Below are 26,667 nucleotides of genomic sequence, written 5' to 3'. Positions count from 1 at the left end.
CGCCGCCACCGGCCGAAAGAGGAGGATCGAGGCGTGACCAGGACCATCGGCTCCGCCCGAACCCCCCTCGCCGGCACCCCCAGCCTGCTGCGCGCCATCAACGACCGCGCCGCCCTCGAACTGCTGCTGGAGAACGGGCCGCTCTCCCGTACCCAGATCGGCACCCTGACCGGCCTCTCCAAGCCCACCGCCTCCCAGCTGCTGGCCCGCCTGGAGGCGGCCGGGCTGGTGCTGCCGGTGGGCACCACCGCGGGCGGCCCCGGCCCCAACGCGCAGCTGTACCAGGTGAATCCGGCCGCCGGCTACGTCGCCGGACTGGACGTCACCACCAGCCATGTCCGGATAGCGGTCGCCGACATCACCGGCACCACCCTCGCCGAGCACGTGGTGCCCACCAAGGGCTGGCCCGCGGCCGGCGTCGTCCCCCGGGTCGCCGAGGCGGTCGCCGGGACCGTCCACGCCGCCGGGCTCGCCGAGGACAGCCTGCGCGCCGTGGTGATCGGCGTCGGCGGCGCCCCCGACCCGGTCACCGGCAAGCTCCGCTACGCCTCCCACCTGCCCGGCTGGCACTCGCCGAGACTCGTCCAGGAGCTCTCGGAGGCGATCGGCGCGCCGGTGTCGATCGAGAACGACGTGAACCTCGCCGCCGTCGCCGAGCAGGCCTCCGGTGCGGCGCTGGGCTTCGAGGACTTCGTCCTGCTCTGGGCCGGCGAGGGCACCGGCGCCGCGATCGTGATCGCCGGCCGGCTGCACCGCGGGTTCACCGGCGGCGCCGGGGAGGTCGGCTACATGCCGGTGCCCGGCTCACCGGTCGTGCGGGACGTGCGCCGCCGCAACTCCGGCGGGTTCCAGGAACTGGTCGGCGCACCCGCCGTCCGGGCGCTGGCCCGGGAGCACGGGCTCGGCGCGCCCACCGCGGAGGAGTCGCTCGCGCGGGCCCTGGAGACCCCGGGCGCCGGCGACGAGTTCCTCGCCGCCCTGGCCGGCCGGCTCGCCGTCGGACTGGCCGTGATCGTCGCCGTCGTGGACCCCCAGCTCGTGGTGGTCTCCGGCGGTGTGCCGAGTGCGGGCGGCGAACGGCTGCGCGCACTCGTCGAGGAGGAGCTGGCCCGGATCTCGATCGCCCGGCCGGAAGTCCGCAGCAGCGCCCTGCCGGGCTCGCCCGTCCTGCTCGGCGCGCTGCAACGCGCGCTGGCGGCCGCCCGCGAGGCGGTCTTCTCCACTCACTGACCCGCCCACTGGTCCACCTGCGATCCACCCACTGATCCGCCCACCGACGCTCCCGCCCGCACCAGGCACCACCGGCACCACGCACCACCCGGCACCACCCGGCACCGCCTCGCACCACCACCAGCACTGCACCTGAAACCTCTCCCCCAACCCCCGAACGCGGGACCCGAGGCAATGACGCCTGCCCGCGCACCCCCAGGAGGACCTCGAAGTGCACACCACCTCCCGCAGAGGACGCCGTACGTTCGCCGCCGTCGCCGGCAGCGCCGTGCTGGCCCTGCTCGCCACCGCCTGCACCGGCAGCAACGACGACGGCGGCAACGACGACTCCGCCAGCGGCAAGGACGTCACCATCACCTTCTGGCACGGCTGGAGCCAGGACTCCGAGGTGAAGGCGATCAACGACAACATCGCCGCCTTCGAGAAGGCCCACCCGAACATCCACGTCAAGGCCGTCCCCAACATCGCCGACGACAAGGTCAACCAGGCCCTGCGGGCCGGCGGTGACGAGGCCCCGGACGTGGTCTCCTCCTTCACCACCAACAACGTCGGCATGTTCTGCTCGACGAAGGCCTTCGCCGACCTGAAGCCCTTCCTCGACAAGGACAAGATCGACACCGCGAAGACCTTCCCGGCCGCGATGCTCAACTACACGCAGTTCCAGGGCAACCAGTGCTCCCTGCCGCTGCTCGGTGACGCCTTCGGCCTGTACTACAACAAGGCCGCGTTCACCAAGGCCGGCATCACCACGCCGCCGAAGACCTTCAGCGAGTTCGCCGACGCCGCCGTCAGGCTGACCATCGCCGACGGCGACGGCTTCAAGCAGCTCGGCTTCATGCCGACCTACCACGGCTACGAGACCACCGTCGAGCACTTCCTCGGCCAGTACGGCCCGACGTACTTCGGCACCGACGGCAAGTCCAGCATCGCCACCGACCCGAAGGTCGCCGCGATGCTCAACTGGCAGAAGGGCCTGGTCGACAAGCTCGGCGGCTTCGACAAGCTGGAGAAGTACCGCTCCACCTTCGGCGAGGAGTTCAGCGCCAAGAACCCCTTCCACACCGGCCAGGTCGCGATGGCCCTGGACGGCGAGTGGCGCACCGCCTCGCTGGCCGCCGACAAGCCGGACTTCGAGTGGGCCACCGCGCCGTTCCCGGTGCCGGACGACCAGGCCGACAGCTGGGGCCGCGGCTACCAGACCGGCACCATCGTCGGCATCGCCAGCAGCAGCAAGAAGCAGGCCGCCGCCTGGGAGCTCGTCAAGTACCTGACCACCGACACCGACGCGGTGGTCAGCTTCGCCAACGCGATCCACAACGTGCCGAGCACCTTCGCCGCGCTCGACTCGCCGAAGCTGATCAGCGACGCCAACTTCAAGACCTTCCTCGACATCGCCAAGAACGCGCACTCGGGCACCACCCCGGCGAGCGTCAACGGCGGCGGCTACATCGTGTCGCTGCAGAACCTCGGCTACGCGTACGAGTCCGGCAAGCAGAGCGACCTCCAGGCCGGCCTCACCGCCACCGCCAAGGAGATCGACGCCGCCATCGCCCAGGCCAAGTAAGGGCCGGACGGAGCTCCCATGTCACTCGCGTTCGGCACCCGCAAGGGCACCGGACCGACCGACCCGGCGGCGCTCTCCTCGCAGCACCTGCTGCGCCGGAAGCGCCGCCGGGAGGCGGCCCGCACCCTCGCCTTCCTCTCCCCCTGGCTGATCGGCTTCTGCGTCTTCTTCCTGTACCCGCTGATCTCCACCGTCTACTTCTCCTTCATGAAGTACAACGGTTTCGGGGCCCCCACCTTCAACGGCCTGAAGAACTGGGACTACGTCTTCAACGACTACCCGTTCTTCTGGCAGGGCCTGCGCAACACCCTCTGGCTCGTCGTCATCATGGTCTCCCTGCGGGTGGTGTTCGGCCTCGGCATCGGGCTGCTCATCACCAAGGTGAAGACCGGCGCCGGCTTCTTCCGCACCGCGTTCTACCTGCCGTACCTGGCCCCGCCGGTGGCCGCCACGGTGGCCTTCGCCTTCCTGCTCAACCCCGGCACCGGCCCGGTCAACCACTTCCTCGGCGAACTGGGGCTGCCGCAGCCCGGCTGGTTCGCCGACCCCGACTGGTCGAAGCCCGCGCTCACCATGCTCGCCATGTGGGGCATCGGCGACCTGATGGTCATCTTCATGGCGTCCCTGCTGGACGTCCCCAGGGAGCAGTACGAGGCGGCCGAACTCGACGGCGCCGGACCGTTCCAGCGTTTCCGCTACGTCACGCTGCCGAACATCTCGCCGATCATCATGTTCTCGGTGGTCACCGGCGTCATCCAGAGCATGCAGTACTACACCCAGGCGATCGTCGCGGGGAAGGTCGCCGGCGGCATCGCGGGCAACTCCGGGCAGCAGTTCGAGCCCGGCTTCCCGCAGGGCTCCACCTGGACCCTGCCGCAGATGGTCTACAACCTCGGCTTCCAGCGCTTCAACAACGGCGCGGCCTGCGTGGTCGCCCTCGTGCTGTTCGCCATCGCGATGGCCGTCACCTCGCTCCTGCTGCGCCGCAAGTCCGGCTTCATGGCGAGCGACGACTAGCGGACCAGTGAGGACCCCACCATGACTCTCAGCACCACGCTCACCAAGACCCGCACACCGTCCGGCACTTCGGGCACCTCCGGCCCGCGCAGCGCCGCCGCCCGGGCCGCCCGCCGCCGCGCGGCGCTCAACTGGGTCGCCGTCCACTCGCTGGCCATCGCCGCCACGCTGTTCTTCCTGCTGCCGTTCGTCTTCGCCTTTCTCACCTCGGTGATGACGGACAGTCAGGCGCTCACCACCAACTACTGGCCCACCTCCTGGGAGTGGGGCAACTACCGCACGGTATGGGAGACCCCCGGCTTCCTGACCTGGTGGCGCAACACCCTGCTGTACGCCGGTCTCGGCACCGTCCTGACCATCGTCTCCAGCCTCCCGGTGGCGTACGCGCTCGCCAAGTTCCGTTTCAGGGGCCGCAATCTGGCCCTGATGGCCGTCATCTCGATGATGATGCTGCCGCCGCAGGTCACCATCATCCCGATGTACCTGTTCTGGTCGAAGCAGATGCACCTCACCGGCACCCTCTGGCCGCTGATCATCCCGATGGCCTTCGGCGACGCCTTCTCGATCTTCCTGCTGCGCCAGTTCCTGCTGACCATCCCCAAGGAGTACATCGAGGCGGCCCGGATCGACGGCTGCGGCGACCTGCGCACCCTGCTCAAGGTCGTGCTGCCGATGGCCAAGCCGGCCATCGCCGCCGTGGCGCTGTTCCAGTTCTTCTACGCCTGGAACGACTACTTCGGCCCGCAGATCTACGCCAGCAACAAGCCCAGCGCCTGGACGCTCTCCTACGGGCTGGAGTCCTTCAAGAGCGCCCACCACACCAACTGGAACCTCACCATGGCCGCCACCCTGCTGGTGATGGCACCGGTGATCATCCTCTTCTTCTTCGCACAGAAGGCCTTCATCGAAGGCGTGACACTGACAGGGGTCAAGGGCTGATGTCCGCACTCAAGCTGGCCATCGTAGGCGGCGGATCGACGTACACCCCGGAGCTGATCGACGGCTTCGCCCGGTTGCGCGACACCCTGCCGATCGGCGAACTCGTCCTGATCGACCCGGCCGCCGACCGGCTGGAGCTGATCGGCGGGCTGGCCCGGCGGATCTTCGCCAAGCAGGGCCACGGCGCGGTCGTGACGACCACCACCGACGTCGAGGCCGGTGTCGCCGACGCCGACGCGGTGCTGCTCCAGCTGCGGGTCGGCGGACAGGCCGCCCGCAACCGGGACGAGACCTGGCCGCTGGAGTGCGGCTGCGTCGGCCAGGAGACCACCGGGGCCGGCGGCCTGGCGAAGGCCCTGCGCACCGTCCCGGTGGTGCTGGACATCGCCGAGAAGGTCCGCCGCACCAACCCCGACGCCTGGATCGTCGACTTCACCAACCCCGTCGGCATCGTCACCCGGGCCCTGCGGAACGCCGGGCACAAGGCCGTCGGCCTCTGCAACGTGGCGATCGGCTTCCAGCGCCGCTTCGCCGGACACCTCGGCGTCGACCCCGAGCTGATCCGCCTGGACCACGTCGGCCTCAACCACCTGACCTGGGAGCGCGGCGTCACCCTGCTCGACGCCCCGGGCGCGTCCACCGGGCGCGAGGTGCTGCCCGAGCTGCTGGGCACGTACGGCAAGGAGATCGCGGCCGACCTGCACCTGCCGCAGCCCGTCATCGAACGGCTCGGCGTCGTCCCGTCCTACTACCTGCGCTACTTCTACCAGCACGACGTGGTGGTCCAGGAGCTCAAGGAGAAGGGCTCGCGGGCGGCCGAGGTCGCCGAGATCGAGCGGCAGCTGCTGGAGATGTACGCCGACCCGGCCCTGGACACCAAGCCGGAGCTGCTGGGCAAGCGCGGCGGCGCGTTCTACTCCGAGGCCGCGGTGCAGCTGATCGCCTCCCTGCTGGGCACCGACGGCCGGACCTCCGTCCAGGTCGTCAACACCCGCAACGACGGCGTGCTGCCGTTCCTGCCCGACGACGCCGTCATCGAGGTGCCGGCCGAGGTGGACGCGGCCGGTGTGCGCCCGCTGCCCCAGCGGGCCGTCGAGCCGCTGTACGCCGGCCTGATCGCCGCCGTGACCTGCTACGAGCACCTCGCGCTCGACGCCGCCCTGCGCGGCGGTCGCGACCGGGTCTTCGACGCCCTGCTCGCCCACCCGCTGGTCGGCCAGATCGAACTCGCCGACCAGCTGACGGACCGGCTGCTCGCGCACAACCGCGAGCACCTCGCCTGGGCCTGAGGCGCCCGCGTGCCCGGCCCGCGCCCCCACCGGGGCCACGGGCCGGGCCGCGAGGAGACCGACCACCCCCGGCCGGGGACAACGGCCGGGCCACGTACGAGCCGCGGGGACCTGATGACCCACCAGCCCGAACCACTTCTGCCCGGCGTTCTCGCCATCGACGCGGGCAACTCCAAGACCGACGTCGCCCTGATCGGCGCCGACGGCACCGTCCACGGCTCCGCCCGGGGCGGCGGCTTCACACCGCAGAAGACCGGCGGCGCGGCGGCCGTGGCCGGTCTCGCACCGCTGGTCGAGGAGGCGGCCGCCGCGGCCGGGCTCTCCCTGAACGGCATCCTGACCACCCACGTCAGCGCCTGCCTCGCCAACGCCGACCTCCCGGTGGAGGAGGAGGCGCTGCGCACCGCCCTGGAGTCGCACCCCTGGGGCGTCAGCAACACCGTCGCCAACGACACCTTCGGCCTGCTGCGGGCCGGCACCGACGGCCCGCGCGGCGTCGCCGTCGTCTGCGGCGCCGGCATCAACTGCGTCGGCCTGCTCCCCGACGGCCGCACCGCCCGCTTCCCCGCCCTCGGCGAACTCACCGGCGACTGGGGCGGCGGCGCCGGCCTCGCCGTCAGCAGCATGTGGCACGCCGTCCGCGCCGAGGACGGCCGCGGCGGCCCGACCGCGCTCGCCCGGGCCATCGCCGAGCACTTCGGCCTGCCGAGCACGGGCACGGTCGCCGAGGCCATCCACCTCGGACACCTGCCGTCGGCGCGGATGCACGAGATCGTCCGGGTGCTGTTCGCGGTCGCCGAGGAGGGCGACCCGGTGGCGCTGGAGCTGATCGACCGGCAGGCCGACGAGATCACCCGGCTGGCCGTCGTCGCGCTGCGGCGGCTCGACCTGCTGGACTCGCCCACGCCGCTGGTGCTGGGCGGCGGCGTGCTCGCCTCCCGGCAGCCGCTGCTGCTCGACAACCTGACGGCCCGGCTGGCCGCCGCCGCCCCGCTGGCCGAGCCGCGGGTCGTGGTCGCTCCGCCCGTCCTGGGCGCGGCGCTGCTGGGCCTGGACCACCTGGGCGCCGGCGCCGGGGCGCAGTCCCGGCTCCGCGAGGCGTACGACACCGCACGGCCCGTCGCGGCGTAACGCCCGTCCGGACACTCCGCCCCCGACCGGTCCGCACACCCGTCGGGGGCGGCCCGCGTGGAACCGCGGCCGGGGCGGGCGTCGTGTACGGAGGTGCCGAATCCGGTCACGCCCCAGGGAGACTTGCGTCATGACCGCGCCCCGTCTGCTGCTCGCCGCCCTGCTGCTCTGTACGGCCGCCCTCGGCCTCTCCGCCTGCACCCCGGTGGACGAGGACCCGACGGTGGCCGCCGCCGGCGAGTTCGACGACGGTGACGACGACGGCGACGGTGCCGACGGTCCGACCGTCGCCCTGGTCTCCCCCGCGGCCGCCGCCTGCACCACCGCCGCCGAACGCCCCGGCCACCGCGTCCTCCAGGTGGTCACCGTGGCCCGCGACCAGCTCACCGCCCGCCCCACCCGGTTCGTCTGCGGCCCGGACATCCCCGACGACGGCTACTACGAGCCCACCGGCTCCCCCGCCCGCTACACCTTCGCCGCCACCGCGACCGCCACCCTGGTCGATCTGGAACACGCCGAACCGGCGAGGCCGGTACCGGTGCCGGAGCTGGTCGACCACCTCGACGACTGCCTCGCGGACCGCGAACCCGAGCCCCCGTACGGCTGCTACGGCAGCGACTACGACGTGGTGCTGGACTCACGCGGCCGGATCATGCGGATCGGGGAGCTGTACCACCCCTGAGGGCTCATGAGGTCCTGCCCCGGGGACGGCGTCCCGGGCCGGTGGAGCGGTGGGCTTCTCCCCATGGTGCGACCGGTGGTGATGCCCGATCAGTGACGCCGGCCAATGATCACCTCGCCGGGCGGCTTTGTATCGTTGGTGGACGGAACGTGTCGTAATCGATCCCATCGCGCGCCGCGTGAGGGAGGACGGAGATCGCCGATGACCACCGACGCCACTCGAAGGATCATTGTGGTCCGTCATGCGCGGGCCGAGCGGGAGACACAGGTCGACCACGAGCGCCACCTGGACGACCAGGGCCGCACGGACGCGCCGCTCGCCGGACGGTGGCTCGCCGGGTCCGGCCTCACGCCCGGTCTGGCGCGTGTCTCCGACGCCGTCCGCACCAGGGAGACCTGGGAGTTGATGGCCCAGGAGTTTCCGGAGAAGCCCGCGGCCGGCTACGAGGAGGCGCTCTACACGCCCGGCCACGACGAGGGCGGGCTCGGCGGGCTGATCGCGCTCGTGAACGGGACCTCCGACGAGGTGAACGACCTGCTCGTGGTCGGCCACAATCCCGAGATGCACGCGCTGGCCGACACCCTCGCCGGGGAGGCGGAGGGAGACCTGCGCGCCCGCATGGAGCGGTCGGAGTTCCCCACCGCCGCCGTCGCCGTCCTGGCGTTCAGCGGCTCCTGGAAGAGCCTCGGGCCCGGCAGCGCGCGGCTCGTCGGCTACTGGACCCCGCAGGGCTGACGCCCAGCGGCCCTTGCCGGGTACGGAGTCGGGCCGGCGGTGCTACACCGCTGCCGCCGTGCGCGGGCAGGGGCCGAAGACCAGGCGGTCGCGGGCGGTCCGGTCGGCCTGACCTGGCCGGGGTCGCCGACCGCCTCGGTACCCAGGACGCGGCGGCCCGCCGCTCGTCCGGCACGGGGGCGTGCGGGGAGAACGGCATGCCGCCGGGGCCCGGGTGCGGGTCAGTGCCCGGTCGTGGTCGTGAAGCCCTCCGGCGCGCGGAGGTCGATCGCCCCGGTGTGGTCGGTCGACACCTCGATCGGCAGGCCCGCCACCGTCAGACCGGTCACGCGCAGTGCCTCGTACCCGGGCGTGATGTGGGAGCGGACCCGCAGCCGCCGGTTGGGCGCGTCGGCCTCCAGGCCGAGCAGTGCCTGGAGGACCAGCACGGAGGAGGCCGCGGCCCAGGCCTGGGGCCGACAGGACGCCGGGTACGGGACCGGTCGGGCGTACTGGCCGCGGGGGTGGCCGGCGAACAGCTCGGGGAGCCGCTGGTCGAAGGCCGCCGCGGCGCGGACCAGACCGGCGGCCAGCGGCGCGGCGGCGTCGTGCAGGCCCGCGCGGGCCAGGCCGTGGACGGCGATGGCGCTGTCGTGCGGCCAGACCGAACCGGTGTGGTAGCCGAGCGGGTTGAAGCCGGCCGCGTCGGCGTCGAGGGTGCGCAGGCCGAAGCCGCTGTCCATGCCCGGGGCGGTGAGCCGCCGGGCGACCAGCGCGCTCTCCTCCTCGTCGAGCAGGCCGGTGCCGAGGAGGTGCCCCATGTTGGAGGCGATGGAGTCGACCTTCCGCTTGTCCCGGTCGAGGGCGACGACCGGGTACGGGCCGTGGGCGTCCTCGGCCCAGAAGTGGGCGCGGAAGCGCAGCCGCAGGTCCTCCGCCCACTGCCGCCAGCGGTCGGCGCCCGGCCGGCCGAAGGCGTCCAGCAGCGTGGCCGCCGCGACGGCGGCCTCGTGGGCGTAGCCCTGCACCTCGCTGAGCGCGATGGGCGCGTCGGCGATCCGGCCGTCGCGGAAGCGGATGCTGTCGGAGGAGTCCTTCCAGCCCTGGTTGGACAGGCCGGTGCCGGAGGTGTCCACGTACTCCAGGAAGCCGTCGCCGTCGGCGTCGGCGTGGTGCTCCAGCCAGGTCAGCGCGGATTCGGCGTACGGCAGCAGTTCCTCGACCTGGTCCCCGGGCAGGCCCCAGCGCCAGGCGTCGTGCAGCAGGGTGATCCAGAGCGGGGTGGCGTCGGCGGTTCCGTAGTAGCAGGGCGGCAGTTGGGAGCCGGCGTCGAGGTGCTGCTCCTCGCGGCGGACCTCGTGGAGGATCTTGCCGGGCTGCTCCTCGGTCGCCGGGTCGACGGCCCGCCCCTGCCGGCGGGCCAGGGTGCGCAGCGTCCCGGCGGCGAGGTCGGTGCCGAACGGGAGCATCATCCGGGCCGCCCAGAGGGAGTCCCGGCCGAACAGGGTGAGGAACCAGGGTGCTCCGGCGCCGAGGAAGTGGTCCTCGGGCCGCAGCGGGTCGGAGAGCAGGAGTCCGCGCAGGTCGCGGTGGGAGCGGTCGATCCAGTGGGCGAGGTGGTGGTCCCGTCCGGTCACCTCGGGGGTGTTCCACGGGGCGGCGTCGGCGGAGGGCGCGGGGAAGAGGTCGCCGTCGCGGTGTTCGGCGGTGCACTCCAGGACGGCCTGCCAGCTGGCGCCGGGCGCGAGTTCGAGGTCGAAGCCCAGGACACCGGTGTCGGTGGCGCGGTGGTCGGGTACCGGTGAGACGGTGAGGGTGGCGGTGAGCGGTCCTTCGGACCAGCGGAGGCCGTCCTGGTGGGCGGCGGGCGCGGTGGCGGGGACGTCGCGGCCGGCCTTGACCTCGTCCATGGCGGCGAAGTCGCTCTCCGCGCGCAGGTCGAGGCGGAGCCGGGCGGTGAGGCCGCCCGCGTTGCGGACGGTGTAGCGCTCGGTGAGGCGGCCGGGCCGGAGCTCGCGGCGGCGTTCCAGGGTGACGGCCGGGTCGGCGGTCAGCTCGGCGAGGCCGCGCAGCACGGTGACGAAGGTGGTCTGTCCGTCGTCGCCCTGCGCGGTGGCGACGGGTGCGTTGGGAACGCCCGGGACGCCGATCTCCAGGCGCGAGAGGAACCGTCGGTCGCCGTGGTAGAAGCCGTCCGCGCCGCCGCCGACCTGGCCGTCCGAGCGCGAGGCGCAGAAGCTCGGGGCGGCCACCGAGAGCTGGGCGTCGTGCAGAAACGGCTGCAGGCTGATCTCTGACATGGCCTCGGCATCCTCGTTTTGGGGCTTGACAGTTGCTTCCATCCGGGCGCAACCTTTCTGTCATTGGAGCGTTCCAAAACACTAACCCCCTGGTGGGGCTAATGGAACACCGTCTTGGAACGCTCCAAGTAATTCGCCGAACGAGACCGAACCCCGGGACCACCGCCATGCCTGCAAGCTCCTCCCCCGCGCCGAAGGCGGGCTCGTCGGTGACGCTCGAGATGGTCGCCGCCCGGGCGGGCGTGGCCCGTCAGACGGTCTCCAACGCCATCAACTCCCCCGAACTGCTCCGCCCGCAGACGCTGGAGCGGGTCCAGCGCGCGATCGACGAGCTCGGCTACCGGCCGCACCGGGCCGCCCAGGCGCTGCGGACCAGGGCCAGCAAGCTCATCGGCTACGGCATCCGGCCGAGCCTGGCGGGCGCCCCGACCCCGGTGCTCGACCAGTTCCTGCACTCCCTCTCCGAGGCCGCCGACCAGGCGGGCTACCGGGTGGTGCTGTTCGCCGCCACCCCCGGGGACGACGAACTGGGCTGCTACCAGCGGCTACTGGACGAGCACGGGGCCGACGGATTCGTCCTGAGCGGCACCGATCGCGGCGACCGGCGTCAGGGCTGGCTGCACGACCGCGGCGTCCCGTTCGTCGCCTTCGGCCGTACCTGGTCCGGCCGGGACGTCGGCGACTGGGTCGACGTCGACGGTGCGGCCGGCACCGCGGCGTCCGTCCGCCGACTGGCCGGGCAGGGCCACGAGAAGATCGGCTTCCTCGGCTGGCCGAAGGGCTCCGGCGTCGGTGACGACCGTGCCCGCGGCTGGCAGACCACCATGCGCGAGCTGGGCCTCTCCGTCCGGGGCCGCCGGGTCGAGAGCCTGGACGACCCCGCGAGCGCCACCGAGGCCGCCGAGCGGCTGCTCGCGGGCGGTGCGACCGCCGCGGTGGCGGCGAGCGACACCCTCGCCGTCGGCTGGTACCAGGCGCTCCGCCGCAGCGGCCGCACGCCCGGCCCGGACGCGGCCGTCATCGGCTTCGACGACTCCCCCATCGCCCCGGCGCTCTTCCCCGCGCTGTCCAGCCTCGCCCAGCCGCTCGACGCGGTGGGCCGCGAGTGCATGCGGCTGCTCCTGGAACGCCTCGGCGACGCCCGGCGCCCGACCGAGCACGTGCTGCTCGCTCCCACGCTGGTCCTCCGCGACAGCGTCTGACCGCCCGGCCCGGTCCGCTTCGCCCTCCATCCCCCCCTCCAAGCACCCCCCACCCTCGCAAGGAGAACCTGCATGGCCACCACTCGCACCCTCGCCGCGGCCATCTGCGCGGTCGTCGCCCTCGGCGCCGTCACCGGCTGCTCCTCCTCCGGCGGCTTCAGCGACTCACCGGCCACGCAGGCCTCCGGCGAAGGCCAGAGCCTGAACGTGCTGATAGCCACCTCCGGCGACGCCGAGACCGCCGCGGTCAAGGCCGCCACCGCCGACTGGGCCAAGCAGACCGGCAACACCGTCACGGTGCAGATCGCCAGCGACATCAACCAGCAGCTCGGCCAGGCGTTCGCCGGCGGCAACCCGCCGGACCTCTTCTACGTCAACTCCGACCAGTTCGCGAACTACGCCAAGGGCGGCTCGCTGTACGCCTACGGGGACCAGATCCCCGACGCCTCGGACTTCTCCGAGCAGCTGCGCAAGGCGTTCAGCTACGACGGCAAGCTCACCTGCCTGCCCAAGGACAGCTCCACCCTCGCGCTGGCGATCAACACCACGCTCTGGCAGCAGGCCGGGCTGACCGAGGCCGACTACCCCACCAGCTGGCAGCAGCTCTCCGACGACGCCGCCAAGCTGACCAAGGACGGGACGACCGGTCTGGTCGTCGCCCCGGACTACCAGCGGCTCGGCGCGCTGATGAAGCAGGCCGGCGGCTGGATCACCAACCCCGAGCAGACCACGATGACCGCCGACAGCCCGGCCAACAAGCAGGCCCTGGAGTACGTGCAGTCCATGATGAAGGCCGGCTCGGCCAAGTACGTGGCCGAGGTGGACGCCGGCTGGGGCGGCGAGGCGCTCGGCAAGGGCAAGGCCGCGATGACCATCGAGGGCAACTGGCTCAAGGGCGCGATGGCCGCCGACTACCCGGACCTCTCCTACAAGGTGCTCCCGCTGCCCGCCGGCCCGGCGGGCCAGGGCACCCTCGCGTTCAGCAACTGCTGGGGCATCGCCGCCAAGAGCCAGCACCAGGCCGCCGGCGTCGACCTGGTCAAGCACCTGACCTCGGCGAACCAGCAGATGAACTTCGCCGACGCCTTCGGCGTGATGCCCTCGCGCACCAGCGCGCTGGCCACCTACGCCGAGAAGTACCCGCAGTCCAAGGCCTGGGTCGACGGGGTCGCCCACTCCCAGGCGCCGGTGACCATCCCCGGCTTCAACCAGGTGCTCACGCAGTTCAACACCGATCTGCAGTCGCTGAAGACCGGCGACCCGGCGACCATCCTCGCCAACCTCCAGCGCAACGGCGAGCAGGCCCTGAAGAATGCCAAGTAACAGCACGCCGGGCCGACGAAGCCTGCGTGAGGGAGCATGGGGCTGGCTGTTCGTCAGCCCCATGGTCCTGGTCCTCGGCCTGTTCCTCGTCCTGCCGATCCTGATGGCGCTCTGGGTGAGCCTGCTGCACTGGGACGGCCAGTCCAACCCGTTCAGCGGCCAGGCCGACTTCGTCGGACTGCAGAACTACCGCAACCTGTTCACCGAGGACGGGCTGGACCGCGCCCTCTTCGCCACCTCGATGCGCAACACGCTGTACTACGTGGTGCTCACGGTGCCGCTCCAGACGGTGCTGGCGCTCTTCCTCGCCATCATGGTCAACCAGCGGATGCTGCGCGGCAAGGGAGCGCTGCGGACGGTCTTCTACTTCCCCTCGGTCACCAGCTCGATCGCGATCTCGACGGTCTTCCTCTTCCTCTTCCAGGGCAGCGGCGCCGTCAACCGGATGCTGGGCTGGCTGGGCGTGAAGGGCCCGAACTGGTTCGCCGATCCACGCGGCATCGTCTGGGTCGTCCTCGGCTGGTTCGGCGTCTCCGGCCCCGCGCAGGGCGGGGGTTCGGCGGGCCACGGCCCGCTGGGCCTCTCCTGGTCGGAGTGGTTCTCCGGTCCGTCGGTGGCGATGTGCACCCTCATCCTGATGGCCGTCTGGACGACCTCCGGCACCTTCATGCTGATCTTCCTCGCGGCCCTGCAGAACATCCCCCGCGAACTGGAGGAGGCCGCCGCGCTGGACGGCGTCAACCGGCGCCAGCTGCTGCGCCACGTCACGCTGCCCGCGCTGCGGCCGGTGCTCTTCCTGGTCCTCACCCTCGGGCTGATCTCCACCTGGCAGGTCTTCGACCAGGTCTATGTGATGGGCAAGGGCGCCCCCGGCAACACCACGCTGACGCCCGCGTACCTGTCCTACTCGGCCGGCTTCGACAACGCCGACTACGGGCAGGGCGCCGCCATCGCGTTCGTCCTGCTCGCCATCATCCTGCTGCTCACGGCCCTGCAGCGCTGGGTCCTGCGCGAGCGGGACGCCAAGCCGAAGCGGAAGCCGAAGGGAGCCGGCCGTGCCACACGCTGACAAGCCCGAACAGGAGCGGCCGGTCCTCGGCCGCTTCCCGAGGCCGGTACGGATCCTGGGCTACACGGCCCTGGCCGGGTTCGCGCTGCTCTATCTGCTGCCGTTCCTCCTCCAGCTGGCGAACAGCTTCAAGACCGACCCGGAGGCGGCCGCCAACCCGATGTCGCTGTTCCCGGGCGACGGGACGCTCGCCGCGTACCGGCGGCTCTTCGGTCTGGCGGACGGCGTCGCGAACGTCCCGTTCCTGACCTGGCTGGGCAACTCCACGGTGATCGCCGTCCTGGTCACGGCCGGGCGGGTGCTGTTCGACTCGATGGCGGGCTACGCCCTGGCCCGGCTCCGGTTCCCCGGCCGCCGGCTGTTGTTCGCCTTCGTGCTCGCGGTGATGGCCGTCCCGGGCGTCGTGCTGCTGATCCCGAAGTTCCTGGTGCTGAAGAGCTTCGGCATGTTCGACACCTACAGCGGCATGATCCTGCCGCTGCTCGTCGACGCCGCGGGCATCTTCATCATGAAGCAGTTCTTCGAGTCGGTGCCGCGCGAGATCGAGGAGGCCGCCCGCATCGACGGCGCCGGTGTCCTGCGCGTCTTCTGGTCCGTCGTCCTGCCGATGTCCCGCCCCTCGCTGATCACGCTCACCGTGCTCTCCTTCCAGGGCTCGTGGAACGAGTTCACGCACTTCCTGGTCTCCACCCAGTCCAGCGAGCACGACACCCTGACCACCGGTCTGGCGCACTTCGTCTCCGGCGGGCTCGGCTCCGGGACGCAGTACCCGCTCAAGCTGGCGGCGGCGCTGGTCTCCACCATCCCCGTCGCGATCCTCTTCTTCTGCTTCCAGCGCTACTTCGTGCGCGGCGCCAACTCGGGCTCGCTCAAGGAGTGAACCCGGCCGCCCGTCCGCCGTACCGACCGACCCCTGAACCATCCTGGAGAACCACGTGGCCGCCCGTATCGAGGACTACGCGCTGATCGGCGACATGCAGACCGCCGCCCTGGTCGGCCGGGACGGCTCGGTCGACTGGCTCTGCCTGCCCCGCTTCGACTCCCCCGCCGTCTTCGCCGGCCTCCTGGGGACGGACGAGCACGGCTTCTGGCGGATCGGCCCGGCCGGCGCGCCGTCGGCCGACGCACCGCCCGCCGGCCGGCGCCGCTACCGGGGCGACTCGCTGGTGCTGGAGCAGGAGTGGGACACCGCCGAAGGCACCGTCCGGGTGGTCGACTTCATGCCGCCGCGCGGCACCGCCCCGCAGCTGATCCGGATCGTCGAGGGCGTGGCCGGCACCGTCCGGATGCGCTCGGCGCTGCGGATGCGGTTCAGCTACGGCCGGATCGTGCCCTGGGTGCGCAAGGTCTCGGACGGTGACCAGACCCGTACGGTCGCCGTCGCCGGGCCCGACTCGGTGTGGCTGGACGGCGAGGCCGAGACCTACGGCCAGGACCTCACCACCTACGCCGACTTCACCGTCACCGCCGGTGAGCGGATCGCCTTCGCGCTCACCTGGCAGGCCTCCCACCTGGAGGCTCCGAAGGCCCCGGACGCCGAGGAGGCGCTGGCCGTCACCGAGGAGTTCTGGCGCGACTGGGCCGGCCAGTGCACCTACCAGGGCCCCTACCGCGAGGCCGTGATCCGCTCGCTGATCACCCTCAAGGCCCTCACCTACGCCCCGACCGGTGGCATCGTCGCCGCCCCCACCACCTCACTGCCCGAGTCCATCGGCGGCGTCCGCAACTGGGACTACCGCTACACCTGGCTGCGCGACGCCACCATCACCCTCTCCTCACTGCTGCGCACCGGCTACCGCGACGAGGCCCGCGCCTGGCGCGAGTGGCTGCTGCGCGCGGTGGCCGGGGACCCGGAGAACCTGCAGATCATGTACGGCATCGCCGGGGAAAGGGAGTTGGCCGAGTCCGAGCTCGACTGGCTGCCGGGCTACGAGGGCTCCCGGCCCGTCCGGGTCGGCAACGGCGCGGCCGGGCAGCTCCAGCTCGACGTCTACGGCGAGGTCGTCGAGGCCCTGCACCTCGCCCACAGCACCGGACTGGCCCGCGACGACCACGCCCACCTGCTGCAACTCCGGCTGATCTCCTGGCTGGAGGAGCACTGGCGCGAGCCGGACGAGGGCATCTGGGAGGTGCGCGGCCCGCGCCGCCACTTCGTCCACTCCAAGGTGATGGCCTGGGTCGCCGTCGACCGCACCATCAAGCTGCTGGAACAGACGCCCCACGAGGGCCCGTTGGAGCGCTGGCGCACGCTGCGCGACACCATCCACCAGGACGTCTGCACCCACGGCTACGACGCGGAGCGCAACACCTTCACCCAGTCCTACGGTTCGCGGGAGCTGGACGCCTCGCTGCTGCTGATCCCCCAGGTCGGCTTCCTCCCGCCGGACGACAAGCGCGTCATCGGCACCGTCGAGGCGATCCAGCGCGAACTCTCCACCCCGGACGGCTTCGTGCTCCGCTACCCCACCAGCGGGGGCGTGGACGGCCTGCCCGGCGACGAGGGCGCCTTCCTGGCCTGCTCGTTCTGGCTGGCCGACGCCCTGGCGATGATCGGGCGGGCCGACGAGGCACACGAGCTCTTCGACAAGCTGCTGGCCATCCGCAACGACCTCGGCCTGCTCGCCGAGGAGTGGGACCCGCGCGAGAAGCGCCAGGTCGGCAACTTCCCGCAGGCGTTCAGCCACGTCCCGCTGATCGACACCGCCCTGCGGCTCAGCTGAGCCCGGCCTGGAACGAGCGCGCGGAAGGGGAAGTCGGCCGGTCCGACTTCCCCTTCCGCGTTTCCGGCGGAGTCCGGGGGTGTCAGGCCGACGGGTCCACCAGTCCGGCGCGGTAGGCGGTGATCACCAGTTGGACGCGGTCCCGGGCGGCGAGCTTGGCCAGCAGGTGCCCGACATGGGTCTTGACCGTGCCGGTGCTGACGTACAGCTCCTCGGCGATCTCGGTGTTGGTCAGCCCGCGCCCGATCAGCGTCAGCACCTCCGCCTCCCGCCCGGTGATCACCCGCAGCAGCCGCTCCTGTTCACCGCCCCGGGCACCGGCCGACGACGGCGTGGGCCGGGCGGCGAACTCGCGGATCAGTCGGCGGGTGACGCTGGGGGCGAGCAGGGCCTCACCGGCGGCGACCACCCGGATCGCGGCCAGCAGGTCCTCCGGCGGGGTGGACTTGAGCAGGAAGCCGGAGGCCCCGGCGCGCAGCGCGCCGTAGATGTACTCGTCGAGGTCGAAGGTGGTGAGGATCAGGATGCGCACGCCGCTGTCGGCGGTGATCAGCCGGGTGGCCTCCAGACCGTCCGTGCCGGGCATCCGGATGTCCATCAGCACCACGTCCGGGTGCTCGACGCGGGCCAGCCGGACGGCCTGGGCGCCGTCGGCGGCCTCGCCGACGACCTCGAAGCCGTCGGCGGCGGCGACGATCCCGCTCAGGCCGACGCGCACCAGGGTCTGGTCGTCGGCGACGACGACGCGGATCGGCGGACCGTCGCTCATGCCGCATCCGCCCCGGGCGCACCGGCCGGCCCGGCCAGCGGGAGGACGGCGCGGACCCGGAACCCGCCGCCGGGCAGCGGACCGGCGTCCAGCGTGCCCTCGTACAGCCCGACCCGCTCGGCCATCCCGGCCAGGCCGTGCCCGCCGGCCTCGACCGGCCCGCCGCGCCCGGCGTCGGTCACCTCCAGCGCCAGCGCCTCCTCCCCGTAGTCGACGTTCACCCGGGCCGACGCGGCGTGTGCGTGCTTGACGACGTTGGTCAGCGTCTCCTGGACGATCCGGAACGCGGACAGCTCCACCCCCGCAGACAGCTCCCGGACTTGGCCGCGCACCCGCAGCTCGACCTTCAGCCCGGCCTCGGCGCAGCTCGCCACCAGCCGGTCCAGGTCGGCCAGGCGGGGCGCGGGGGGCGGCACGGCGGCCTCGGCACCGGCGTCGCGCAGGACGGTCAGCAGTCCGCGCATCTCCACCATGGCGTCCCGGCTCACCGCCTGGATCGCGGCCAGCGCCTGCTCGGCCTGTGCCGGGTCCCGGCCGATGACGAAACGGCCGTAGCCGGCCTGGACGTTGACCACGCTCATGCTGTGCGCGATGACGTCGTGCAGCTCCCTGGCCAACTGGATCCGCTCCTGGGCGAGTTCGGCCTTGGCGACGTCGGCCTGGTGCTCGCGCAGCGCGGCACTGTACGAGCGGTAGCGGGCCAGCGCGGAGCCGAGCGACCAGGCCGTGACCACCGCCAGCGCGGCCAGCACCAGGTTGTTCCACAGCTCCCGCGAGCCGAACTCGCTCAGCCCGGCGCCGACCAGGCCGAGCACCATGACGGCGGCGCCGAGGCGCGGCGGGCGGGTCGCCGCCACCAGGTAGACGGTCGTCATCGCGGCGATCTCCACCTGGAAGCCGGCCAGGTTGGCGACGGTCAGCTGCCCGGCCACCGCGACGACGACCGCCCACGCGGCGAAGACCGCCCCGGCCGCGAACAGCGGGCCGAGCCGGCGCAGCCCCATGGCCACGCCCACCGCCACCACGCACCCCAGCACCGTCACCAGCTCGGCCGGGGCCGGCTTCGGGTATCCCCGGTGGTGCGGGTCGAACACCCGGTAGGCGTCCAGCACCCGCACCCAGGTGATCAGGGTCAGGACCAGGGAGAACATCACGTCGATCGCCACCCACTGGCCGCGACGCAGCCTCTTGGTCACCGGCGGGTGCGGGGCGTTGGACATTTCCCCAGGCTATCGGCGGGCCCGCGGTCGCGGCATCCCCCGGCAGGCCTATGACCACGGGCGGAGGCCGGGCCCCGCGGGAGGCGGCGGTTCCGCCCGCGGTGGGACGACCGGGCCGGGCGTGGACGGGAGCGTGGAGCCGTCAGGGGAGCCACGCCAGTGGAACCACGTCGACGGAAAGGCACGACGATGATCGAGGTACGCGACCTCACCAAGCGCTACGGGGACGCCGTCGCGGTGGACGGGCTGTCCTTCACCGTCCGGCCGGGGCGGGTCACCGGATTCCTCGGGCCGAACGGCGCGGGCAAGTCCACGACACTGCGGATGATCCTGGGCCTGGATGCCCCGACCCGAGGTCGGGCACTCGTCAACGACCGGCCGTACGCCTCGATGCGGTACCCGCTGCGCGAGGTCGGGGCGCTGCTGGACGCCGGCGCCGTCCACCCGTCCCGCTCGGCCTACCACCACCTGCTCGGGATCGCCGTCACCAACGGCATCGGCGCCCGCCGGGTCCGCGAGGTGCTGGCCCGTACCGGCCTGGAGCAGGTGGCCCGACGCGGGGTCGGGCGGTTCTCCCTGGGCATGAAGCAGCGCCTCGGCATCGCCGGCGCCCTGCTCGGCGATCCGCCGGTCCTGCTGTTCGACGAGCCGGTCAACGGCCTCGACCCCGAGGGCGTCCACTGGATCCGCGGCCTGATGAAGGACCTGGCCGCCGAGGGCCGGACGGTCCTGATCTCCAGCCACCTGATGAGCGAGATGGCCGTCACCGCCGACCACCTGGTCATCATCGGCCGCGGTCGGCTCGTCGCCGACCAGCCCACCGCCGAGTTCCTCGGCGACAACGCGCGCACCGACGTCCTGGTCCGCACCTCGCAGCCGGCCGCGCTGGCCGGGCTGCTGCGCGGGGCCGGGGCGGCCGTGGCGGAGGAGCCCGGCGGAGCGCTGGCCGTCAGCGGACTGGAACCGGCGGCGATCGGCGACCTGGCCGCCACGCACCGCCTCGGCGTCCACGAACTCACCGTCCGGCACGCCTCCTTGGAGCAGGCGTTCATGGACGTCACCGGCGACGCGGTCGACTACCGCGCCGCCCGGACCGGCGCCGCCGCGATGTTCAGGAGGAAGCAGACATGACCGCCCCGACCACCCGTGGCGCCCTGGCCGGAGAGTGGGTCAAACTGCGCAGCGTCCGCGCGACCTACCTGTCCGCGCTCGTCGCGCTGGCCGCCGCACTGTTCATCGGCCTGATCGACTACGGCAGCGCCGCCGACAACTGGGACGCCTGGACCGCCGAGCAGCGCGCCCGCTTCGACCCGGTCCGGTACGGCTTCTCCGGCGGCTTCTACGTCGCCGTCCTGGCGATCGGCACCCTGGGGACCCTGGCCGCCTCCAGCGAGTACACCACCGGCCAGATCCGCACCACCCTGGCGGCCGTGCCCCGGCGCGGCCAGGTGCTCGCCGCCAAGGCCCTGGTCGTCGGCGGCGCGGCCACGCTGCTCGGACAGGTCCTGGCGTTCCTGACCTTCCTGCTCGGTCAGCGGGCCATCGACGGCAAGCACCTCGCGGTGTCGCTCTCCGCCCCCGGCGTGCTGCGCGCGGTCGTCGGCTGCGGGGTGTTCCTGTCGGCGTTCGCCCTCATCGGCCTCGCGCTCGGCTTCGTCATCCGGCACACCGCCGGCGCGGTCGCGGCGCTGTTCGGCCTCTTCTTCCTGTCGCCGATGCTGCTCGCGCCGTTCGGTGACGGCGTTTCGAGGTTCGGCCTGCAGAGCGCCTTCGAGGGTCTGGGCACCACCGTCGCCTCGGCGGGCGGCGACACCCGGCTCGGCGCGGCCGGCTGCTTCGCGGCCCTCGCCGCCTACCTCGCCGCCGCCCTCACCGCGGCCGCCCTCACCCTCAGCCGTCGCGACGCGTAGCCGGCCGGCCGGCTGCTGCCTGGAGGAGCCCCCGAACGGGAAGTCGGACCCGCCGACTTCCCGTTCCGCGTTTCAGGCGGCTCGCCGGCCGTGGGGGCGGAGGAGTTCAGCCCTGGCCGGCCTGTCGCTCATGGAGCAGGCCCTTTCGCAGGAGTTCGGTGATCCGCAGGACCTGGGAGGTACGGGCCGAGCCGAGGTTGATCAGGTAGGCACCGGTCAACCGCCCGTAGTCCCAGTCCACTTCGAGGGAGGGCAACTTGGCGTCACCGAGAGCGAGGACGGCCGTCAGCTCCTCGACGGCGAAGGCGGCCTCGCGGCGCTGCTCGGCGGTCGCCCGGTTGAGGATCGGCCCCATCAGACCGTCTCCCGGTGCGACTCGAACCCCCGCCAGGCCTTCTCCGCGACGGAGAAGGAGGAGAAGCCGCACAGCGATCCGTCGCCGTCTCTCAGCCACTCCCCCGTGATCTCGTTGCGCACCCGGTAGAGCCGGGCGGCGGGATCCCAACGGATCCCGTAGCCGTGGAGCCTGGTGGCCTGAACTCGGACACGATCCATACGAACCCTCCGTACTCGGAATTTCACGGTCTGTGTCCATGTTGGCCTGAAGGCAGCTACCATCGGAAGCCGCGATCTACTTGACCTCGGCCTCGGCGAATGTTGGGGAAACCGCCTTGAACAAGAAGACCCTTGACCCGACCTCATCCCCCTGGGCCCCCTTCGGCGTGCAGCTCCGCAGGTCACGCGAGGGCCGCGGACTCACGCAGGCCCAACTGGCCCGCAAGTGCAAGTACGACCCGTCGTACGTCTCGTTCGTCGAACTTGCGCAGCGCCCGCCGAGTGAGCAGTTCGCTGCCCGGGCGGACGCGGTCCTGGAAACCGGCGGGACACTGTCGCTGATGTACTGGCAGCACCGGCACACGGCCCTGGTCCCGGGCTTCCCGGAGTACGCCAACTACGAGTCGCGGGCCGCCGAGATCCGGCTGTTCGAGATCGGTGTCATTCCAGGGCTGTTGCAGACCAAGGAGTACGCGACCGCTTTGGAAGCGGGGATCGTCAGGAACGGCGGTGCCACCCAGGAACAGGCCGACGAGCGGGTGAACTTTCTGATGACTCGGCAGCAGTGTCTGGAACGAACGCCGCCGCCCCTCGTCCACGCGGTCCTCGATGAGAGTTGCATCCGGCGACCAATCGGGGGGCGGGAGGTGATGATCGCGCAGCTCCTGCACCTTGAGGAGTCGGCCAAGCGGCCAAACGTCCTCATCCAGGTGGCGCCGTTCAGTCTGGGCGAAGACCGACCGTTCATGCGCATGGTGTTCCTCCTTACCATGCCTGATCGCAAGGTGCTCGGATACACCGAAAACGAGCAGCGCGGACACCTCACCCGCGATATCGAGAGCGTCATGCCGCTGGTCAAGGGCTACGATCGGCTGCAGATCGAGGCGCTGAGCCAAGCCGCATCCGTGGCGATGATCCGCGCGGTACGGAAGGACTTTGAGGATGGACATTGACCTGGGCAATGCCCTCTGGAGGAAGAGTTCGTACAGCGGTGGCGGTGGTGCATGCATCGAGACTGCCGAGGGGTACATCAACGTCGTACCTGTCCGTGACTCCAAGGACCCGAGCGGCCCCGCCCTCCTCTTCCCGGCATCCTCCTGGCAGTCCTTCATCACTGCCGTCCGCACTGGCGAGTTCGACACCCACTGACCGCCCCGGCCCCGCCGCGCCAGGCGGTGGGGCACCCCGGCCTCCCGGAGTGGATAGTCGAACCCGTCGGTGTGCACGTAGTAGATCTGTACGAAGATCCGCCACCGGCATCGCCCGACCGAGCCGGACAGGGGCCGGCGACGGTCAGCGCATCCAACGCCGTACGCACGCTCTCCCCGGCCAACCCCAACCGGTTCAAATCCCGTACCGCGCCGATGACCTGAGTAAGTCCGTGTACTGCTTTCCCCCGACGGTGATCAACCCGTCCTCGCGGCCGTGCTCGACCGACCGGGCCCGGAACTTGGCCGGCATCGTGAAATCGAACTCTCGATCCACAGATTCCAGGCCAAGAGCATATTTCCGGTCGATCGCGCGGACCGCCGGCTCCGCAGTCTGGCGGTCGGCCAGGGTCTCGGCGAACCGCGACACCGTGACCGCGGCGACAGACCCGGCATTCCACACACCCCGAACGCGAGTGCGAACGGCTCCGCCCGAGAACACCTCCTCGGGCTTCTCCCGCAACCACATCGCCAGAGTCCCCTGGGGAACGCGCCGCAACCTGCGCCGCGTGTTCAGGGACCTCTGGCTGCCCCCCAGCGACCGTCTGTCCACGAGACGCCCACACGAACGTCCCAGCGGCATCACGGCCGAACTTCAAAGCCGCCATCGGGCCACCAGGAGACAGTCCCGGGGGCCTCGGCCCCCCGGACGCCCCGCCCGGCAAGAGCCAGGCGGGGGCGTCCGTGAGGCAACAGAGCGCCGATCGCGGCGTGGTCCAGCTCCCCGGCGATGTCTCGGTGTCGGTCAGACCACCGTGTCGTGACGCCGGACCACGCTATTGCCGCTCGCGGAGAAAGGTCTGGACCGAGCGCGTTCCCGATCCATCAGGGTGTCCGAGGACTGCGGCCCTGGCCTTCTGGAGAAGGCCTGGATCAGTAGTCCTCGTAGCCGCCCTCGTGGCCGCCCTCGCGACCACCCTCGTGGCCTCGGACTACCCGGAAGCTGGCCACCACTCCGTGCTCGACGAAGACACCCTCGGTGCAACGCGGGTCCACACCGTCGCTGGAGCTGCGGGGCCCAACGGTGGCGATGGGGGCACCATCGTCACAGACCGCCCCGCGGAAGACCTCGACGGTCTTGTGGCTGTCGTTGCGGATGTTCAGGCTCTTGGCGCCCAGGCCGCTGACCACGGTGATGCAGCCGCCCGAGTGAGCGGAGTAGGTCCGCTCGTTGATGTGGATGCGGCCCTCCTCGTGGTGCTTCCGGTGCCCCTTGCCCTCGTGGCCCTTGCCCTCGTAGCCCTTGCCCTCGTGGCCCTTGCCCTCGTTGCCCTTGCCCTCATTTCCCATGCCGTCGTTGACGAAGGACGCCTGTGCGGGAGCGACCGCCTGCTGGACGACCGGGGCCGCCTGGGTCATCGGCTGGGAAGCGGCCGAGGCGTAGGTGAGGCCGGTCGCGGCCAGGGCCGCGGCGGTTCCTACGGCCGCGGTGATGACGGTTGCGCGGGTGATCTGCATGGAACTTTTCTCCTGATCCTTGTACTGGTCGACTGGGCCGCCGACCTCGTGATTTGAACGTACCGAGGGCGGTCATATCGGGCATATCGAAGGACCGGCACAGGGGGGGCCGAACGGGTGGCGGGGCAAGGATTCAGAGAACTGATGGATCGTCATATAAGTTAGAAAATATGACGATTGACTGGCGGTTGATCCTTCCGAGTGATCCCTGATGCCCACTCACTCCTCCGGCGGCAGAACGCCCGAAACCGCCGACGCGACGAGGTGAGCCGCCTTCAGGGAACGAGACGCCCCAAGGGGGAGAGCTCTGCCCGCCGACGCCGGCGGCGGGCAGGGCTCGGAGGCCGGACCCACGTCGCGCTCGCCGGCTGTTCCCGCAGGTCACCGCCATCAGCCGGGCGGGCCAGGCCCCGGCCGACGACGTACGGAGATCACATCCGGGGTGTCAGGCCACAGCCGAAGCGTCCCGGTAGAGCACGGTGCGGAAGATCCCGGAGACCGTGGCCCCCACCAGGAGCGCGCCCATCAGGAGCAGGGCGGCGAGCAGTCCGCCCGCGATGGCGGGCCCCGCGCTGTTCGACTCCACCCCGAGCATGAATGCCACGAATCCGATGACCACGGCGAGGGCCACGGGCAGCGCGATCCACAGCGAGCCGTACACCTGCCGGGAGAAGGTCCCGCGCACCATCCACGCCGACCGGCGGGTGCCCTCCGCCACCCCGACGAACGCCCTGGTCAGCGCGGATCCGGGCCCATTGACGCCGGGCGGTCCTTCGTCACTGCCGTCCGCACGGGCGGGTTCGGCTCTCACTGGCCGCCCTGGCCCGCCACCCCGGGCGCGGCGTTCGACACGAAGAGGCTCAGCCGGTAGGTGGTCGGCTGCGTCAGGCGCCCGCAGAACGTGTCGATCCGCACCGCCGTCCAGTCGATCTGCGTGTCCGACGCTTGGAGACGGCGGAGGTGAGCGCGCCACTCCGGCTCGTCCTGGGTCTCGAAGAGCACTTCCCAGGAGCCCGTGTCAGGCGCAAAGCGAGCGGCAGCCCTCTGCATCTCGTCCTGCTGCTGACGTCTTCTCTTCCGCTGCCCTGGCATCGGCCCAGCGTCGCTGACCTTCACCGTCGCAGCAAGGCTGTCCGACCCGGCGCGGGACGGCAGGGCCCACACGAACCGTCAGCACGAGAAGTCGGGATCGTCGACTCCCTGCTCCACCCTTCGCTGACGGGGGCGGCGTCAGGGGCGGCCTTCGGTGATGCCGAGGCGGTGTGCCGTCGGCAGCGGCAGCAGGTAGGGGCGCTCGGGTGGGAGGAGGCGCTGGGCCTTCGCCGGGTGGCCGTTCTGGACCAGGGCGGCGATCTTGCGGACCTGCGGGGTGAGGTCGGTGAGGTCGACGATCCAGTCGTCGACGTAGCTGCGGATCAGCGATCTGCCGATGCCGACCTGGATGCTGTAGTGGTTCAGCGCCGCACCCCTCGGCGACCGCTCCGGGTCCCACTGGACGTGGACCTCGGCCTGGGCCACGGCGGCCGGATCGGCGGTGGTCAGGACGGCCCGGGAGAGCGCTTCCTCCCATCCCTCCCGGGTGATCCGAACGGCGAGGATGCGTTCCTGGCCCGGCTTCCGGCCCCAGTTGCTGCGGTGCATCAGCCAGGTGAAGGACGGCTTGATCCACGTCATCCGCTGGAACGAGAACGGCGGCACGAACCGGCCCGCCTTCAGGGCCGGCTCGGCGACGACGGGCGCGTACGCCTGGTAGACGACGATCGTCCGGGCGTCGTGGTCGGCGCGGATCCGGTGCTGGGGCTGCATGCGCGCCTACCGCCCCACCGGGCCGGCCTCGGCGGCCAGCCGGTCACGGGTGCTCATCAGGATGCGGCCCAGCATGTTCTTGCCCGTCCCCGTGCGGCCGCGCCCCCAGTAGTGGTCGGCGCCGGTGTCCTCGACGATCCGGTCGGTGCCGGTGGACAGCAGGACGGCCCGGATGTCCTCGTGGGTGCGGAACTCGGCGTCCACGACCCGCCGCATCACGTCGTCCTTCACCCGCTCCCAGTCGCGCCGCAGCGGCTTGGACGTGTCCCGCCCCAGCTGGGCGGCGCGCAGCGGCGTCGGGGCCTTGCGGATGAGGTCGGCGTGGCGGGTGCCGGTGAACTTCTGCGCCTGGAAGCAGTGCTCGGAGGTGGGCCAGAACCGCCCGTCGAGCTCGACCCCGTGTGCCGAGAAGTTCGAGAAGCAGCCGTACGGCACCTCGTCGGCTCCGTAGAAGTAGATCGGCATCGGGTCTCCGTCCGGGCGCGCGGCACCCATCAGGATGCGGCGGTGAGCGGCGGTGAGATCGTATGCCGCGCCCACGCCCGGGCGCGTCTGCTTTTC

The 26,667-nt window shown here is 71.7% G+C and carries 28 protein-coding genes; 17 read left to right on the top strand and 11 right to left on the bottom strand.

Going from position 1 to position 26,667, the window contains the following annotated elements; genetic code table 11:
• Positions 1-33 precede the first annotated feature (33 nt).
• The 8 genes from ACIP82_RS23850 to ACIP82_RS23815 all read left to right on the top strand — a co-directional run bounded on the left by ACIP82_RS23850 (position 34) and on the right by ACIP82_RS23815 (position 8,587).
• Positions 34-1,230, top strand: coding sequence for an ROK family transcriptional regulator (locus ACIP82_RS23850; protein ID WP_363613245.1), 1,197 nt, complete (start codon positions 34-36; stop codon positions 1,228-1,230).
• Positions 1,231-1,441: 211 nt separating this feature from the next.
• Positions 1,442-2,794: an ABC transporter substrate-binding protein gene (locus ACIP82_RS23845; RefSeq protein ID WP_400655952.1), complete on the top strand. Its 1,353-nt coding sequence runs from the start codon at positions 1,442-1,444 to the stop codon at positions 2,792-2,794.
• Between the two features lie 18 nt (positions 2,795-2,812).
• Positions 2,813-3,811 (top strand): sugar ABC transporter permease, encoded by a 999-nt coding sequence (locus ACIP82_RS23840; RefSeq protein ID WP_363613249.1) that lies wholly within the window; start codon positions 2,813-2,815, stop codon positions 3,809-3,811.
• Between the two features lie 21 nt (positions 3,812-3,832).
• The gene (locus tag ACIP82_RS23835; RefSeq protein WP_400655949.1) at positions 3,833-4,750 is read left to right on the top strand and encodes a carbohydrate ABC transporter permease; all 918 of its coding nucleotides are present in this window, start codon (positions 3,833-3,835) and stop codon (positions 4,748-4,750) included.
• Entirely contained in the window at positions 4,750-6,039 is a 1,290-nt protein-coding gene (locus ACIP82_RS23830) for a 6-phospho-beta-glucosidase (protein ID WP_363613253.1), read from the top strand. The genes ACIP82_RS23835 and ACIP82_RS23830 overlap by 1 nt, the downstream gene beginning before the upstream one ends.
• Before the next feature lie 114 nt (positions 6,040-6,153).
• Positions 6,154-7,170, top strand: coding sequence for a BadF/BadG/BcrA/BcrD ATPase family protein (locus ACIP82_RS23825; RefSeq protein WP_363613255.1), 1,017 nt, complete (start codon positions 6,154-6,156; stop codon positions 7,168-7,170).
• Positions 7,171-7,300: 130 nt separating this feature from the next.
• Positions 7,301-7,852 carry a hypothetical protein gene (locus tag ACIP82_RS23820; protein WP_400655946.1) on the top strand — a complete coding sequence of 184 codons (552 nt, stop codon included), beginning with the start codon at positions 7,301-7,303 and terminating at the stop codon, positions 7,850-7,852.
• Positions 7,853-8,053: 201 nt separating this feature from the next.
• Positions 8,054-8,587, top strand: a complete 534-nt coding sequence (locus ACIP82_RS23815; RefSeq protein WP_363613259.1) for a histidine phosphatase family protein — start codon at positions 8,054-8,056, stop codon at positions 8,585-8,587.
• 221 nt (positions 8,588-8,808) lie between these two features.
• Here the strand turns inward: ACIP82_RS23815 and ACIP82_RS23810 are convergent, their stop codons facing one another.
• Entirely contained in the window at positions 8,809-10,866 is a 2,058-nt protein-coding gene (locus tag ACIP82_RS23810) for a glycogen debranching N-terminal domain-containing protein (protein ID WP_400655944.1), read from the bottom strand.
• Between the two features lie 209 nt (positions 10,867-11,075).
• Between ACIP82_RS23810 and ACIP82_RS23805 the strand changes: the two genes are divergently transcribed.
• The 5 genes from ACIP82_RS23805 (at position 11,076) to ACIP82_RS23785 (ending at position 17,180) form a co-directional block, all read left to right on the top strand.
• A complete protein-coding gene (locus tag ACIP82_RS23805) occupies positions 11,076-12,068 on the top strand; it encodes a substrate-binding domain-containing protein (protein ID WP_363613263.1) in 993 nt (330 codons plus the stop codon).
• Positions 12,069-12,140: 72 nt separating this feature from the next.
• Complete coding sequence (locus ACIP82_RS23800) at positions 12,141-13,391, top strand: extracellular solute-binding protein (protein WP_363613265.1); 1,251 nt, start codon at positions 12,141-12,143, stop codon at positions 13,389-13,391.
• Entirely contained in the window at positions 13,381-14,460 is a 1,080-nt protein-coding gene (locus ACIP82_RS23795) for a carbohydrate ABC transporter permease (RefSeq protein ID WP_400655940.1), read from the top strand. The genes ACIP82_RS23800 and ACIP82_RS23795 overlap by 11 nt, the downstream gene beginning before the upstream one ends.
• A complete protein-coding gene (locus ACIP82_RS23790; protein WP_400655938.1) occupies positions 14,447-15,340 on the top strand; it encodes a carbohydrate ABC transporter permease in 894 nt (297 codons plus the stop codon). Before ACIP82_RS23795 ends, ACIP82_RS23790 begins: the two co-directional genes overlap by 14 nt.
• 55 nt (positions 15,341-15,395) lie before the next feature.
• Complete coding sequence (locus ACIP82_RS23785) at positions 15,396-17,180, top strand: glycoside hydrolase family 15 protein (protein ID WP_400655936.1); 1,785 nt, start codon at positions 15,396-15,398, stop codon at positions 17,178-17,180.
• A gap of 82 nt (positions 17,181-17,262) precedes the next feature.
• On the opposite strand, the gene ACIP82_RS23780 is transcribed toward ACIP82_RS23785, so the two are convergent.
• Together ACIP82_RS23780 and ACIP82_RS23775 are read right to left on the bottom strand one after the other, a co-directional pair.
• Complete coding sequence (locus ACIP82_RS23780; protein WP_400655934.1) at positions 17,263-17,949, bottom strand: response regulator; 687 nt, start codon at positions 17,947-17,949, stop codon at positions 17,263-17,265.
• Positions 17,946-19,169 (bottom strand): sensor histidine kinase, encoded by a 1,224-nt coding sequence (locus ACIP82_RS23775; protein WP_400655932.1) that lies wholly within the window; start codon positions 19,167-19,169, stop codon positions 17,946-17,948. Before ACIP82_RS23775 ends, ACIP82_RS23780 begins: the two co-directional genes overlap by 4 nt.
• A 189-nt stretch (positions 19,170-19,358) precedes the next feature.
• Between ACIP82_RS23775 and ACIP82_RS23770 the strand changes: the two genes are divergently transcribed.
• Both ACIP82_RS23770 and ACIP82_RS23765 read left to right on the top strand, forming a co-directional pair.
• A complete protein-coding gene (locus ACIP82_RS23770) occupies positions 19,359-20,300 on the top strand; it encodes an ABC transporter ATP-binding protein (protein ID WP_400655930.1) in 942 nt (313 codons plus the stop codon).
• A complete protein-coding gene (locus ACIP82_RS23765) occupies positions 20,297-21,079 on the top strand; it encodes a hypothetical protein (RefSeq protein WP_400655928.1) in 783 nt (260 codons plus the stop codon). The genes ACIP82_RS23770 and ACIP82_RS23765 overlap by 4 nt, the downstream gene beginning before the upstream one ends.
• A gap of 106 nt (positions 21,080-21,185) precedes the next feature.
• Here ACIP82_RS23765 and ACIP82_RS23760 read toward each other — a convergent pair whose 3' ends face one another.
• Together ACIP82_RS23760 and ACIP82_RS23755 are read right to left on the bottom strand one after the other, a co-directional pair.
• Positions 21,186-21,434: a hypothetical protein gene (locus ACIP82_RS23760; protein ID WP_400655926.1), complete on the bottom strand. Its 249-nt coding sequence runs from the start codon at positions 21,432-21,434 to the stop codon at positions 21,186-21,188.
• Complete coding sequence (locus tag ACIP82_RS23755; RefSeq protein ID WP_400655923.1) at positions 21,434-21,634, bottom strand: hypothetical protein; 201 nt, start codon at positions 21,632-21,634, stop codon at positions 21,434-21,436. The genes ACIP82_RS23760 and ACIP82_RS23755 overlap by 1 nt, the downstream gene beginning before the upstream one ends.
• Before the next feature lie 116 nt (positions 21,635-21,750).
• Between ACIP82_RS23755 and ACIP82_RS23750 the strand changes: the two genes are divergently transcribed.
• Positions 21,751-22,587, top strand: a complete 837-nt coding sequence (locus ACIP82_RS23750; protein WP_400655921.1) for a helix-turn-helix domain-containing protein — start codon at positions 21,751-21,753, stop codon at positions 22,585-22,587.
• Positions 22,577-22,783: a DUF397 domain-containing protein gene (locus ACIP82_RS23745; RefSeq protein ID WP_400655919.1), complete on the top strand. Its 207-nt coding sequence runs from the start codon at positions 22,577-22,579 to the stop codon at positions 22,781-22,783. The genes ACIP82_RS23750 and ACIP82_RS23745 overlap by 11 nt, the downstream gene beginning before the upstream one ends.
• 195 nt (positions 22,784-22,978) lie before the next feature.
• On the opposite strand, the gene ACIP82_RS23740 is transcribed toward ACIP82_RS23745, so the two are convergent.
• The 6 genes from ACIP82_RS23740 to ACIP82_RS23715 form a co-directional block, all read right to left on the bottom strand.
• Positions 22,979-23,305 (bottom strand): hypothetical protein, encoded by a 327-nt coding sequence (locus tag ACIP82_RS23740; RefSeq protein WP_400655917.1) that lies wholly within the window; start codon positions 23,303-23,305, stop codon positions 22,979-22,981.
• A gap of 410 nt (positions 23,306-23,715) precedes the next feature.
• Positions 23,716-24,300 carry a hypothetical protein gene (locus ACIP82_RS23735; protein ID WP_363608021.1) on the bottom strand — a complete coding sequence of 195 codons (585 nt, stop codon included), beginning with the start codon at positions 24,298-24,300 and terminating at the stop codon, positions 23,716-23,718.
• A gap of 445 nt (positions 24,301-24,745) precedes the next feature.
• Positions 24,746-25,111 (bottom strand): hypothetical protein, encoded by a 366-nt coding sequence (locus tag ACIP82_RS23730; protein WP_363608022.1) that lies wholly within the window; start codon positions 25,109-25,111, stop codon positions 24,746-24,748.
• Positions 25,108-25,416: a hypothetical protein gene (locus ACIP82_RS23725; protein WP_400655914.1), complete on the bottom strand. Its 309-nt coding sequence runs from the start codon at positions 25,414-25,416 to the stop codon at positions 25,108-25,110. Before ACIP82_RS23725 ends, ACIP82_RS23730 begins: the two co-directional genes overlap by 4 nt.
• Before the next feature lie 114 nt (positions 25,417-25,530).
• Entirely contained in the window at positions 25,531-26,106 is a 576-nt protein-coding gene (locus tag ACIP82_RS23720) for a DUF4291 domain-containing protein (RefSeq protein ID WP_400655912.1), read from the bottom strand.
• A gap of 6 nt (positions 26,107-26,112) precedes the next feature.
• A complete protein-coding gene (locus tag ACIP82_RS23715; RefSeq protein ID WP_400655911.1) occupies positions 26,113-26,571 on the bottom strand; it encodes an NADAR family protein in 459 nt (152 codons plus the stop codon).
• Positions 26,572-26,667 lie beyond the last annotated feature (96 nt).

The sequence above is a fragment of the Kitasatospora sp. NPDC088548 genome (genome assembly GCF_044753005.1).
Lineage (GTDB): Bacteria > Actinomycetota > Actinomycetes > Streptomycetales > Streptomycetaceae > Kitasatospora.
The sequence above is the reverse complement of the archived record's forward strand: the minus strand, read 5'-3'. Positions and strand labels throughout refer to the sequence as shown.

Excerpts from the sequence above, each read along its gene's own strand:
- ACIP82_RS23840 (WP_363613249.1), top strand. The coding sequence starts at position 2,813 with ATGTCACTCGCGTTCGGCACCCGCAAGGGCACCGGACCGACCGACCCG.
- ACIP82_RS23835 (WP_400655949.1), top strand. The coding sequence starts at position 3,833 with ATGACTCTCAGCACCACGCTCACCAAGACCCGCACACCGTCCGGCACT.
- ACIP82_RS23830 (WP_363613253.1), top strand. The coding sequence starts at position 4,750 with ATGTCCGCACTCAAGCTGGCCATCGTAGGCGGCGGATCGACGTACACC.
- ACIP82_RS23825 (WP_363613255.1), top strand. The coding sequence starts at position 6,154 with ATGACCCACCAGCCCGAACCACTTCTGCCCGGCGTTCTCGCCATCGAC.
- ACIP82_RS23820 (WP_400655946.1), top strand. The coding sequence starts at position 7,301 with ATGACCGCGCCCCGTCTGCTGCTCGCCGCCCTGCTGCTCTGTACGGCC.
- ACIP82_RS23815 (WP_363613259.1), top strand. The coding sequence starts at position 8,054 with ATGACCACCGACGCCACTCGAAGGATCATTGTGGTCCGTCATGCGCGG.
- ACIP82_RS23810 (WP_400655944.1), bottom strand. The coding sequence starts at position 10,866 with ATGTCAGAGATCAGCCTGCAGCCGTTTCTGCACGACGCCCAGCTCTCG.
- ACIP82_RS23800 (WP_363613265.1), top strand. The coding sequence starts at position 12,141 with ATGGCCACCACTCGCACCCTCGCCGCGGCCATCTGCGCGGTCGTCGCC.
- ACIP82_RS23795 (WP_400655940.1), top strand. The coding sequence starts at position 13,381 with ATGCCAAGTAACAGCACGCCGGGCCGACGAAGCCTGCGTGAGGGAGCA.
- ACIP82_RS23780 (WP_400655934.1), bottom strand. The coding sequence starts at position 17,949 with ATGAGCGACGGTCCGCCGATCCGCGTCGTCGTCGCCGACGACCAGACC.
- ACIP82_RS23775 (WP_400655932.1), bottom strand. The coding sequence starts at position 19,169 with ATGTCCAACGCCCCGCACCCGCCGGTGACCAAGAGGCTGCGTCGCGGC.
- ACIP82_RS23770 (WP_400655930.1), top strand. The coding sequence starts at position 19,359 with ATGATCGAGGTACGCGACCTCACCAAGCGCTACGGGGACGCCGTCGCG.
- ACIP82_RS23765 (WP_400655928.1), top strand. The coding sequence starts at position 20,297 with ATGACCGCCCCGACCACCCGTGGCGCCCTGGCCGGAGAGTGGGTCAAA.
- ACIP82_RS23760 (WP_400655926.1), bottom strand. The coding sequence starts at position 21,434 with ATGGGGCCGATCCTCAACCGGGCGACCGCCGAGCAGCGCCGCGAGGCC.
- ACIP82_RS23755 (WP_400655923.1), bottom strand. The coding sequence starts at position 21,634 with ATGGATCGTGTCCGAGTTCAGGCCACCAGGCTCCACGGCTACGGGATC.
- ACIP82_RS23745 (WP_400655919.1), top strand. The coding sequence starts at position 22,577 with ATGGACATTGACCTGGGCAATGCCCTCTGGAGGAAGAGTTCGTACAGC.
- ACIP82_RS23735 (WP_363608021.1), bottom strand. The coding sequence starts at position 24,300 with ATGCAGATCACCCGCGCAACCGTCATCACCGCGGCCGTAGGAACCGCC.
- ACIP82_RS23720 (WP_400655912.1), bottom strand. The coding sequence starts at position 26,106 with ATGCAGCCCCAGCACCGGATCCGCGCCGACCACGACGCCCGGACGATC.
- ACIP82_RS23715 (WP_400655911.1), bottom strand. The coding sequence starts at position 26,571 with ATGCCGATCTACTTCTACGGAGCCGACGAGGTGCCGTACGGCTGCTTC.